This is a genomic window from Clostridium sp., assembly GCF_050717635.1.
Classification (GTDB): Bacteria; Bacillota; Clostridia; order Clostridiales; family Clostridiaceae; genus Clostridium_AD.
On record NZ_JBOITO010000036.1, the window covers coordinates 362,311 to 375,936 of the forward strand.

General features: G+C 31.2%; 5 protein-coding genes and 1 rRNA gene. All 6 read right to left on the minus strand.

Features of this window, described 5'->3' with window-relative positions; translation table 11 throughout:
• Positions 1–52: 52 nt before the first annotated feature.
• The 6 genes from ACREWB_RS17980 to rrf all read right to left on the minus strand — a co-directional run bounded on the left by ACREWB_RS17980 (position 53) and on the right by rrf (position 13,409).
• Positions 53–5,299, minus strand: a complete 5,247-nt coding sequence (locus ACREWB_RS17980; RefSeq protein ID WP_431548837.1) for a cell wall-binding repeat-containing protein — start codon at positions 5,297–5,299, stop codon at positions 53–55.
• 217 nt (positions 5,300–5,516) lie between these two features.
• Positions 5,517–9,842: a coiled-coil domain-containing protein gene (locus ACREWB_RS17985; RefSeq protein ID WP_431548838.1), complete on the minus strand. Its 4,326-nt coding sequence runs from the start codon at positions 9,840–9,842 to the stop codon at positions 5,517–5,519.
• On the minus strand, positions 9,835–10,560 hold the full coding sequence (locus ACREWB_RS17990; protein WP_431548839.1) for a DUF6063 family protein: 726 nt from the start codon (positions 10,558–10,560) through the stop codon (positions 9,835–9,837). The genes ACREWB_RS17985 and ACREWB_RS17990 overlap by 8 nt, the downstream gene beginning before the upstream one ends.
• A gap of 8 nt (positions 10,561–10,568) precedes the next feature.
• A complete protein-coding gene (locus ACREWB_RS17995; RefSeq protein ID WP_431548840.1) occupies positions 10,569–12,164 on the minus strand; it encodes a hypothetical protein in 1,596 nt (531 codons plus the stop codon).
• 4 nt (positions 12,165–12,168) lie between these two features.
• On the minus strand, positions 12,169–13,188 hold the full coding sequence (locus ACREWB_RS18000; protein WP_431548841.1) for a Wadjet anti-phage system protein JetD domain-containing protein: 1,020 nt from the start codon (positions 13,186–13,188) through the stop codon (positions 12,169–12,171).
• Between the two features lie 104 nt (positions 13,189–13,292).
• Positions 13,293–13,409 (minus strand): 5S ribosomal RNA (rrf, locus tag ACREWB_RS18005).
• Between the last annotated feature and the right edge of the window lie 217 nt (positions 13,410–13,626).

Below are 13,626 nucleotides of genomic sequence, written 5' to 3' on the forward strand. Positions count from 1 at the left end.
GGAACTCAAATTTAGAGTCCCAAGGTTTTACTTGTTTTTTTAATTTTAATTGTTATTTTTGCATTAAGGATTTTAATATCTTAGCGCTTATAGCACCTTCTCCGCCTAATACAATTACATTTGTTATATTTTGTTTACTTATTAATGCTTTTTGTTTAGTTACATCCTTATTATCTACAAGTAGTATAGAAGAATTCGCTCTTGCAGCTAATACTGATCCAGTTAAAGCATCTGGAAACTCTTTCCCTGTTGCTACAGTTATAGTCGTAGTAACTAGATTAAAGTGTTCTGCTATCTTAAGAGAAGTCTCATATCTATTAGCTCCGCCAAGTCTTACAATCTCTATATCTACATTAAGCTTTTTAATCTGAGTTTCTATATTAGCGCTAAGCACTCCTTCTCCACCTACAACATAAACAGTTGTTGGTTGTAATTTAGTTATATAACTACTAACACTAGATGATAGATTATCTTTACCATTTAATAATATTGGTAAACCGTTTTTAGCAGCTATACTTGATATGCTAAGTGCATCTGCAAACTCAGTTCCTGTTGCAATAACCATACTAGTACCTTTAGTTACATTTAGATTTTCAACTATTTTCTGATTTGTTACATAACGGTCACTACCGCCAAGTCTGATTACTTTGTATCCTTGTGCAATTAAATAATCTGAAATTTCACTACTAACTGCACCAGTTTCTCCTAAGATATAAATATTTTTATCTTTATTTAAATTAGCTTTAACATAATCTAATACATTTTTGCTATTACTAACAGTTTTATTAACTAATAGCATAGGTGCATTATATTTATAAGCTAGTCCGCTGCCAGCTAAGGCATCTGCAAATTTATCTGCTGTAGCAAGTACTACTGCATCTGGTTTAGTGTCAGAATATAGCTTCTTAGCTATAGCTATTGAAGTTTCTATTCTGTTAAGCCCAGATAATCTTTGTGAGGTTAATTCTGGTGTTGCCACTGGAGGTGTTACTACTGGTGGTGTTACCAATATTATAGCACTTTTAAAGTTTGTAGTTGCTATAGCAAGTGCTGCTACCTGATCATCTTCATCTTCTTGTGTTATTATTATCTTAGTATTTGCTACATTTATTACATTTTGGAAAGTATCTACTGCTGCTTGAGGAACATTTCCTACTGCAGTTCCTATTTTTGCTTCCTCACGTAATGTCTGTGCTGCTGCTAGTGCTGATGATAATACTGTTATATCATTTGTTTTTTCTAGCACAATATTAGTTTCATCATAAACATCCGTTAAATCTTCAGTTTTTACAACTACAGCAGTATATTCAGCAACTAAAATCACACCTGAATATTCAGGAAGATCAACAGTTACTTTGCCATTTGCATCTACTGTATAAGTTTCAGTGGAATCAAGTGCATTTGTAAGCACAGTTCCTACTGGAGCATTAGCAGTTAATACTACTCCATTAATAGCAGTAGCTTTTCTATTAATAGCAATAACTGCATGATTATTTTCATTATTTCTTGAATATGCCAATACATCTACCTTGTTTGCACCATCAATAGTTATTGGTACAATATCTCCTGTTCTTAGAACTGAATACTCATTTCTAATATTAGTAAGTTTTGCGTACCATTCAACTGTTGATTTGTCGCCTTTACCCCAAATCATTCCTCTTCTATTATCAGGGTCATCGGCTCCTGGTATTGCAGCCTCATCACCGTAATATATAGTTGGAGCTCCAGGATAAGTCATTTGAATTAGTGGTATTAATCTAACCTTTTGTAGTGCAACTTCTGACGGCTCACCTGCTATTGCTTTAACGCTCTTTTGAGCTCCATCAAAATCTGAAATTATTCTTTGTGTATCATGTGAATCTACTAAATTCATCATAACCTCAAAAGCTTCTTTTGGATATTGCTCTCTCATAGCTTCTAATTGGTTCATAGCTTGTACAGCACTCATGTTGCCCTCGTCTTTATTCTCAACATAAGCTAAAACTGCATCTCTAAATCTGTAATTCATTACAGAATCATACATGTCGCCAAGTAGATATTTAGATGCATCTGACCAAATTTCACCGATAATAACATTATCGCCTTCTTCTTTTACAGCTGTTCTAAAGTTTCTCCAAGTTTCATCAGAAACTTCATTTGCAACATCTAATCTCCAACCATTAGAACCATTCTGTAACCATAATCTAGTGTTAGCATCTGGTCCATCAATTATTTCGTCAGCCCAAGATTCAAGATTGTATTCAGAACCATTTAAGGCTTGAACAACTGGCATTGAATCATATCCTGCCCATCCTTCATAGCCATAATGTTCTGGATCTCCTGTTACTGCAGCAACCTTAGTGTTATTGATTACAAACCAATCTTTATAATGAAGATCTGTAATACCTTGAGAAGCTAAGTCAGAAGTTACCTGCTTTTCAGCTACTTGCTGAGTTACTTTGTATAAGTTCATTAAATCATAAACTCTTGACCAGTATTGATAAGCACCAATTGGTTTATTCTTAGTCATGTATTTCCCATATCTATCAAAATAAATAGAATCATCTGAAACATGATTAAATACGCCATCTATAATTAAATGCATACCTCTTGAATGAGCTTCTGTAGCTAAACTAACAAATTCATCCATATGTCCTAAAAGTGGGTCTAATTCTTTATAATCTGTTGCATCATATCTATGGTTAGATATAGATGCTGATATAGGTGTCATATAAAGAGTATTTATTCCAACTGCTTGTAAATAGTCAAGTTTAGACTTAATACCTTTAATATCTCCACCATACATTTCATTTGCCCAAACTCCATCGCCTTTTGTGCCTTTGTAGTCAGGGTTACGTTCCGTTGATTGCGTTCCATCTTCATTAGCGATAAATTCTAGTGTTGGATCCTCTGGAATAGCATACCAATCCGAATAATTTTCATATGCTGATGCTCCTCTTGCTAATTTTTGTGCATTGTCATTACTAGTATCTCCATTAAAGAATCTGTCTGGAAAAATCTGATAAACAACTGCGTTCTTCATCCAATTAGGAGTTTTGAAGTTTTTATCATATATGTTTAAGTCATAATATCCTACTGTTCCAATTTGTCCTGCTTTTCCTGGACCAAAGAACCCATCATCGCCATAAGCTTTTACATCTGAGCCATTTGAAACAACAAAGTAATACTTATATTGTCCAATTTTACTTGATTCAAAATTGCCCGTCCATTTATTGGAGTTTGCATCAAATGCAACGCCTTCTGTCATGTCAACTAGTTTAATACCAATTGGTGTTATTAGCACAATTTTAGCTGATGTAATATCTTTACCTGTTTTAAGATTAAAAGTAATCTCTGTATCTGTTGGAGTTGCCCCATAAGGTGATTTATACTTAGAATCTCTCGAGTTAAAATATAGGCTATTTACAGCTATAGGAGTGGTTGATGCATCTGTAAATGTCATTAATGTTGTTGCATCGAAACTAAAGGTTACATCTTTTGTTGCATCCGTAATATCTATAGTGCCAAAAGTATATTCTTTGCCATCTAGAACTGCCACAACATTTGAATAAGTACCTTTATTTAAAGTCACTTTAGCATTATAAATTCCTGATAATGAGGGATCTATTAATTTTGTACCCACTGATATTCCTGTACCCTTTAAGTCGATATCAGCCACTTTGTAATATGTTGAATCCACTATATTATGGCTATCATCGTTATACCAGAAGATAACATCCTCTTGAACTGGTACTATTAAACTAATATTGGCACCAAAAGGTACACCATTTGCTCCATAATTTTCAGGATCCCAAGATCCCATTGCAATCTTGTACTCGTAATTTCCAGCTGGAACATCTTTTATTGTTAGGCTGTAATTACCATTACCGTCATAATTTAATTTAGTCTTATCTGAAGCTGGATCCCAAGTTCCGCTTCCATCTATACCTTGTATTGTTCCAGCTAGAACTACTTTTCTACCCGTATTTTCAGGCTTAGCGAAAATAGAATTGTCACCTGTTACTGATATATTTGATGGATCTTTAATTGATTTTCCATCAACAATGAATTTATATTCATAATCTTTAGATGCGTCATCTAATCTTAGTGTAATTGAGAAAATTCCGTTTTTAGCATCTGTTAGTATCATCTCTTTTTTATTGTCAGCCCAACTTGTCATATCACCTGCAAGATAAACTTGCTTTGCATCAATATTTTGATAATTAAATGTAACGCTACCATTTGCATTTAATACAGGGCTTTTAGCAACTACAGGCACCTCTGGTGGTGCTTGAAGTCCAAGTGCTTCAGCTACTTCAGCTGGGTTATTTATTGAATCAACTAAAGTTCTGGAAGCTCTATCTGCAACAAAAACTACATACTTACCACCCTCTGGAATTGCTATTTTAGCATTTCCACTGGCTGGAAGTCCATCACCTGCCCATGCATAATCTTCAATGCCCTTATATTCATAAGCACCAGCTGTAAAAAATCCACTATAACCGTATTTTCCATCTCCGGATAAATTAGTAAAGTCATAATCTTTAGAAGCTACATCCCAACTTGCGTCTCCTAATCCACGTATAGTTCCAATTAATGATAAGGAGCCTAAAATTGTAGGATTAGCAATTGAATCTGTACATATCCCTTCAATAGGGTTAGATATAAAAGTAACATCTGTATCCGCAATAAGTTCTAATTTAACATTATCTTTAACCTCGCCCTTATCCCAAGCACCATTATAAGCTACTTTGTATTCATAGGTACCTGCTTTTAAACTGAAAGTATTTTTATAAAAGCCCCCCCCTATATAGTCTAAAGTAAATGTAGGATTAGCTGGCTTCCAATTTTCTCCACCACTTTGAGCAAAAGTTCCTACAAGCGATGCGAAAGTTTTAAACTGGTCTGGATTATTAATTGAATCAAATACCTCATTTGTTTTTGAATTAAATCTGAATATTACCTTTCCTGGAGCAGTTACATTTATTTGCTTATTTCCTTCAGGACCATCTACATCTCCATATGACTTATCCCAGTTTCTATTAAGTGCAACTTTATATAAACCATCTGCCTTAGCTGCCTTAAAATCTACTGTAATTTCATAAATACCATTTTTGTATTCTTTCAAAAGAGATTGATCGTTTGCAGGCTCCCAATCTGTCCCTAGACCATTATCATTAATTATATTACCCACCAACGTTACTGACAAATCAGCAGCAGGTAAGATTTCTGCTCTAGCCTCAATATTAAATTTCGGGAAAATTGTTGCGACAAATAAAAACGTCAGGATCAAACTTGTTAATTTTTTGAATTTTTTCATAGTCCCCTCCTAATAATTTTAAGCAAACGGTTGCATATTAATATATAACAAGTTGCAACCGTTTGCACTGTAATTATATTTTACTATTATTTCTACATAATTTCAATAGCTTTACATTATTTATTTAGTAAAAATTGAAAGTTTTTCTATAAAATTAAAAAAGGAGCTAACATCGTGTATGGTTAGCTCCTTTTCCCTTTATTTAATTCAAATGAAATCAAAACAACGAAATCTGCTCCTTACTTAAAGTAAAATCCGAAAGCTCTAAAGTATCTTCCCCTCCAGTTTTAAACGACACATTTTCTTTATTCCTAAACTTATCCTCTACTACCTTAGCCACATAAATTTTGTTAAACCTATTATACACCGCACTTCCACCTATACCCGAAAAGCAAAGCAGCTGTATATTATATTTTTCTGCTATCTGAAACATTGGTTCAAGCAAATGTTCTGCATTAGTTTTCGCAAAAGGATTATCCATTATTAATATCTTCTTTTCTTCCTTATTGTCTATATCTGTTTCTCTTTTTCTCATATAAGACATTAAGCTTGACAGCAATATGAACATTGACACAAACTTCTCCCCACCTGAATTTTGAGAAAGTGCATTTTTCCAGCTTTTCCTTACAAGCCCTGTCTTTTCAATTTTCTTAATATCCACTCTGATTCTATTAATATTACCAATAAGCTTACTTATAAGTTCTGAACTTTGAATATCATTTTCTAGTAAACCACCATAATCACCTTCAAAATTGCCATAGTATATGACCTTTTGTTTAATATATTCGGTAAGCGTAGATTCCTCTTTTTCTTCTGGAATAGTAATTTCCAGAAGCTTTTGCGTCTTTCCTAAATGCTTAATAGTAGATTTTTTATCTATTGTTCTAAGCTCTTGTAGTACATGATTTGCATATCTTAATACTTCATTTATTACTACTTCTTCCTCAGACTTTATTGAGCTTAGCTCAAGTTCTAAGGTTCTTACACTTCTGTCCACTACTTCTAGTAAAGATTCTATGTCGCTATGACTGAGTATTTTTCTTTCCTTATTAAGATAATCGAATAATCGCTCTTTAATAAGCCTATTCTTATCCCTATACTTTTCGTGTATCCAATTAATTTCTTTCGAAATTTTCATCTCTATATTTTTAATTTCTTTTTTTATATCATCATAAGTGCTTATATATTCTTCAATAGAAAGTGTTGTAGCCTGAAGATTTCTAAAATCAAGACCCACTTCCTCTAATTCATTAGAATAGCTCCCAAAAAACTCTAATTTTTGTTTTAGACGCTTAAGCTTTTCAATGTCCTCAATATACTCGCTTATAATTTTATTATTTTCCTTTAAATCCTCTTTAATTCTCTTCTCACGGATTTTAAAGTTTGAATCTTTGATATCTTCCTTTGCAATAGGCACTTCAAATCCTAGCTTATCAATATCATCCATTTCACGTTGTTTTTTATCAATAATTCTAGATAGAGCCTTATCTAGTTTGTTAACTTCTTCCCTTAAAATATTAATTCGCCTTTCTAAATCACTTATGTTAGTTTTCAGTTCTTCTAAGAAATCTTCAGAAAATCTAATGCTTTTATATTCTCCTGAAAGATTACCGTCTTTAACTATCCTATTAAGTCTACCTTGAACTTTAGTTTGATTGAGCTTAAGCCTCTTCTCTTCCTCTTTATCTCTTTTAATATTATCATCAAGTTGCTTTTCACAAGAGGATAGCCTAGCTTCTATTATATTTTTATCCTCTTTTAATAAAACTCCACCAAGTATGTCTTTATACATTTCAAATTTGTAGGAGGTCTGTTTTACAGTCCCCTTGATTTCACGGGAATCATTCTCAAGATTTCTAAGTGCATCATTAAGCTGAAAAAATTGTTCTTTGAGGCTATTTTCTTTTTTCTTTAAGCTTTCTACTTCTTTTTTTACAACATAAAGCTTATTTGTATACATTTTAAATTCCTCATGTGCAATAAGGAAACCGATAAAATTCTCCTTTTGCTGTAATAAATCTCTAAGTTTATTTTGAAGTTCATGAAGCTCCTTTGTACTCGCCTCTCTTCTATTCTCGTTTTTCAAGGCTTCTTCATTACAATTACTTATAAGATATTCTAATTCTTTGATATCTATTTCAATTTTTTTTATATCGCCCTCAATAGCTTCGTTTTCGGTACCTATATATTCATATCCATCTAAAATTGTTTCATACCTTTTATTTCTGTCCATAGCCTCATTTATATTTTCTATATCATCTTTTAAAGTTTTTACTTCCTGTCTTAGGTTCTTTAATAGCTCCGCTCTTTCCAGATCATCTAGAAGAAGATAATTAAATGCTAATAGAAACTCTTGATTTTCAATAGTTATAACATCATTTTTTTTGTCTATCTTAAGTTTCTTATTTAAATCACCTTTATTTAAAATAGGGATGGGAATAGAGGTATAAACATCGATGCTTTCATTTTTTAGAAGGATTATATCCTTGGTGCTTAATAATATTCCATAAGGAAAGAATGGATTGTTTTTCACTAGATTTTCTTTTTCTTCTTTGGATCCTCTGTAATTTCTAAGCCAATTTAGTGCATATTCAAAATGGATATCTTTGTTTTCAAAACACTTAATAACTTCACTTGGAAGCTTAATAAGCCCGGTTTCATATTTGTTTATTGTATCTTCTATTTCTCTTAATTTATCTTGCTCATTTGTTAAATTCTCTTGCAATTTACTGTTTTCAGTTTTTAATACATCTTTAATCTTATCCTTATATAAAGCAACGTTTAAAGGTTGGTTTTTAATTCTAAGTATATCTATAATTTTATCAGTTTCCCTTTTAAAATTATTCAATTCATTTCTCTTGTTTATTAAATTAGACCGATTTTCAGTTAAGTCACTTGTGGCTTCGTCAATATTTCTCACTATTTTATCCCTATTTATTATAAGCTCATGAGTTTCTGCAGTTAACCTCTGTTGTAATACACCATTTGCATTATTTTTATTATCTACATCCAGTCCATACTTTTCTAATTCTTTTAGGTTATATTCATTTAATAGAGGATTTCTTGTTAAATCGAAATCCATATATTTATTTTTAAATGTATCTTCGATTTTATTGAAGTTTCTTATTCCTGTGTTTGCTTCTACTTCTACACCTATATTCACCCTAATTTCAGAATTTAAGCCTTTTTGATTTTTTTCATTATCACAAATATCATTCTTTAAACACTTCTGAGCTTCAATAAGCTCTGTTTGTTTTTTTATAAGTGCTTCTAATTCCATGCTATAAATGTTTTTAAGAGTGAATTTATAATTCTTTATATTTTCAGCTATTTCTGAGTCTTCTCTATTAGAATTCTCAATTTGCTCTCTAACCTGTGCAAGATCTGATTCTATACTTGTAAGATCCTCATATTGCTCAGCACTTTCCTGAATATATTTTTCTTTAACTAAACCACTATGTTTAATCTCCATATTTTTATGTTCTGTATTTACCTCTTGAAACTTTTCCTCTGCCTCTTCTTCTATTAAACAAAGATTATAGTAATTTAGTGAATGCTCTTCATAATTAACCACTGCAAGTTCTAAGTTAAGCTCATTTATTAATTCTGTGCACTCCGACTTTTCATTGCATTTTTTTCTAAATTCCTCTTCGCAAAGACAATCTATATTAGAAAGTTTTTTATATAATTTATCTCTAGACGCTTCCCTTACAATTCCCACCTGTAATAGATCTGTAACAGGAACCATTTCACCCTGAAATTCTTTCATTAAATCTATTTCATGAAAGGACTCTTTACTTTGCTTGTAACTTTCAATATATTTAACTAAATTATTTCTTATAGATTCAATTATATTTTTCTCACCGTTAATCTTGCTTTCAATAAGTGGCACTATTACATTTCTTATAAGCGCCTCATCAGTTTTATGCTTATCATACAAATTAGAAAGACCGGACTCATCATTGTTGATGCTTCTTATAATATCTTCCCACTCTTTATAATTTATTTTATAAGCTCTTAAATCCTCGAAGTATTGTGATTTCTTACTGCTATCATTAAAATTATAATAGTTAAAATTAACTTTTCCACTTTTATATTTCTTTATTTTATCTTCAGCCTCTGAAAACTTTAAAATTCTTTTACCATCAACAAAGGGAATGTTTATTATATCAAAATCATTAGCCCTTGAATATTTATTAGTAAAGGCAATAATTCTAAGCTTATTTCTCTCATCATCGGAATTATCCTTTTTTATTATCATACCTACTAGTAGCTTTTCTCCATTGTCTAGTATCACCTCATGGATTATGTAAGTTGGTGCATTCCCAGTAAAATACTCGTCAAATTTTCTGCCAGCAAGGTCTCTTTTATTCCTTATGAAGGGCTGGAGAAAAAACTGTATAAGCACTGTTTTACCTATACCATTTTCCATGGAAAATAACGCGTCCTTACCATTGCCATAGTCAAATAACTCATTATATATAGTCCTCTTTCCATCATTATAATTTAAATTAATTATTCTTGTTTTACTAAGCTTAGGCATCCGCATCCTCCTCTACACTACTATGTTCATTAAGTATTCTGTTAATGTCCTCTAATCTCTCATAATTAAGGAAATAATTAGCAGCCAAACGATTAAACTTAACGGTTGGTATTATAACTGTTTCATCTTGTATATTAATAAGATTTTCTTTTTTTAAGAAGTTCATAACCTGGCCTATGTACCACCTTCTGGTTCTTAAATTCGTAACATCATCCTCATTAATTAATGTAAACCAGTATTTAGCTATATCTGTAATTGCAAGGCCACTTTCCTCGTCTACAGACTTATCTTCTTTATTAAGAAAAAGTTCTAATCTTTCTGTTATTTTTTCATCTAGTTCACCTAATGAAATTAGATCTCTTATCTTTACATTACTACCCTTGCCACTGTAAAATTCAGATGTAAGCTGTAATAATATATACATAGCTAAAAATAAATCTATATTTCTCATATCTGTTCTTGAGAATATCTCTTTTTTAAGTTCAGCTCTCTTATAACCCAAAAATTCATTATCTACGCTTGGAATAAAGTAAATGGTATCATCATATTTTTTAATGGTAACCCTACATTCCTCTTGAAAAACTTCAATTATATCTCTCACACACTCTTCATTAAAATATTGAAAAAGTTCCTTACCATCATTTACAGTTAACTCCCCATTTTCTAATAAATAATTATACAACCTCATAGCTTTTCTTATATCTTCTAATATATACATATATTTATCTACTCCAATTTCATAATAATATTAGGACAATTTAAATTTTGTACAGTTACGAAATCCTCACTCGCCTCTTCCTCAGGCTTTTCAGTTATTGTAAGCTTTACACCATCCGTACACTTGTTAAAGTGGATGTACTTAATGGATACAAGCTTATACTTCTCCTGAATCTCCTCTACTAATAATGCCCTAAGATCAAATTCAATTTCCTCATTATCGTAAGCATCATTTTGATCTGTAATCATTTCCTCTACATCTATAATTCCAATTCTTAAAAGTTCGATTAAAACTTCTGAAAACTTTCTCATTGTAGGTATAAGCTTTCTATAATCTAAAACACTCTTACTATTATATAATTGCATCAAGGTCTTTAAATCTGAATCTTTGGTTGACACTAGAAAATTTAATATTACAGAAATTATTTCCCTATATTGCAATCTATTTTTCTGCTTTAAAATAAGTTCATTATCTTCATTATCTATAAGGTCTATTAGAATCTCATCTTCGGCGTCCTCTTTAAAATAAAGCTTTTGGTCATTAAACATGGAATTTATATTGAATTTCTTACTTAGTTTAGCCTTGAACAGTGGATTAAATAATTTAAATACATTGCCAAGCTTTAGTGCATCCATCTCGATGGGTTTGAGCAGATCATCTTTTATATTAATTCTCTTATTGTTATAGTAAAAACTTGCTTCGTAAAGCGCCTTCTTATATTCATCTTTAAAATGGAAATGAGAAGTTATAAGTTCTCCAGCTTTATAGGAAATATTAATTAGAAGTTCTTTTATCCTTGAAAGCTGCTTTAAAGACTCGTAATTATCCTTAGTAATCTCAACATCAGTCCTACTAAGTCTTTCTTCCTCAATAATAATTATAGCCTTTAGTTCATCAAACTTCTTATTTTGTTCTACAAGCACCTCTATATTTTTCAGGAAATTATCCTCAAAATCTCTTTGTTCTATAGAAAATATATTCTCTCTTGTTCTATATATAAAATTATTTACAACATTTATCTGTGCAGTTATAAGATTATTTAAATTTTCAACAGCTAAAAGTCCTTGTGAGAAATTCTTCCTCTTTAAGCTCATCTCCAAAATCATTTGGTTAATATCTATCTGAGTTTTCTCATCCACCTCTAATGCTCCAAGTATAAGCCTATAACCCTCTTGCGTAAGGGTAAATGTACTTTTATTGTTATCTTGCTTTGAGGTTCTTTGTTGTAGGAGATGAAAATCAAACACTATATTTTTACAAGCTGAGTAGTCTATGGTAGTAAACATAAATGGTTTACCATCATTTCTAAGAATCTTATAAACTATGAAATGTGTAATATCATAAGCTTCCTCTTCTGTTAGAATTCTATCATAATATTTAGAGGATAAGTCCTCTAGAATTACAGCCATACTATTTAACGTACACTCTTCATCTTTTAACGACTTGTCCAAAACAAAGCACATCAAACTGTATACTAGATTTATAAGCTCAACACTTGTAAAATAATCTTTAAAAGTAGTTAATGTTGAAACCTTATTGTCAATTAAAAAGGAGTAGGACAACTTCTCCATTCTTTTATGAAAATTATTTAAAAAATCGTACATCCCTCTACTCCTCTCTTAGCACATTATAATTAACTATTTCCTGTGGTATATATACTCCCTTTTGAAAAAGCTTTAGTATACTTTCTTCGTAGGGTATAAATTCATTACGGAAAACCACACCTATATTTTTATTTTGTTTTTCACTATAGGAAGGCAACACTCTACCCTCTGCCAAATTAACCATATAAATATAAGCATTTACAAAAAGTTCTATATTGAATTTTTCACAATATCTTTTCTTAAGTCGTTCATATATAGATATACCTTCGTAATCAATATCTCCCCAATAAAATACTTTTAACGGCTTTAAGAGATATTCCTCTACAGTATACTCATATTCTTCAAGGGATTTTTCTATATTCTTTCCACAGCCATAGATAATAGTATCCACAACTTGACCTAGAAATACGTTTTGACCCTGTAGCATAAGTTTCCTTATAGTATACCAGGTATCCTTATTTTCAATAATAAGTACCTTCTGATTTCTTCCCTTTTTACAAGAAAAATATACAAAAGGCTCTGGGGTTTTATAAACATTTAAATCCTCCAGAGAAAGACCTAAGTTTCTTAATATGCACTGTCCATTTCCATCCTTCAAAAACTTTTCTCGTCCCCATATTTCAAAGCTTCTTTCATTTATTGACATAGTCACCTGTAATTTATTTTCACTGCTTCTAAAATAATTAGCTAGGCATACTATATATTCTTTATCTGTTTCATATTTTTTAAGGTTATTTGAATAAATTTCTCTATTAAAGTTCAGCGGAAAGTTATAGTTTATGTCCTCTTTAAGAAAATTCAAGTTTTCTATTTTATAATTAACTCTATATTTATTATAAAGAAATGGTATCATTCCATTTGATTTACTACTCTTAACTTCGCTTAAAACTTCAGTTTCAACCTGCTGCTTTACAAACTCTACAAGTATTTTGTAATCCTCTATCTTAAAGTATTCTTGGATTTCCATTAAACTTATCATTTTTTTTCCTAAACCATAAATAGTTTTTATTTTAATCAACTCCATTTTGTATCTATAGACTTAATTATACAATATTTTTACATTAGAAAGCAAAATTATTAATTATAGCAAAAAAAACCGCTAAGTCTAAACTTAGCGGTTTTTATATTACCTGGCGACAACCTACTCTCCCACAAGGTCACCCTTGCAGTACCATTGGCGCATTGAAGCTTAACCTACCTGTTCGGTATGGGAAGGGGTGTTACCTTCATGCCATAATCACCAGATTGAGAATATAAATATTCTCTCAAAATTGCACAGTAAAATTATCTTCTTCCTTACGTCAGAAGCTAGTCTTCTCGCTATCGCTCAAAGCTTTCGCTCCTTTTTTACAAAAGGAGTATATCGCAAAATTAATACTATTATGTTACTTTTATTTATTTTGGTCAAGCCCTCGACTTATTAGTATTAGTCAGCTGAACATGTTACCATGCTTACACCTCT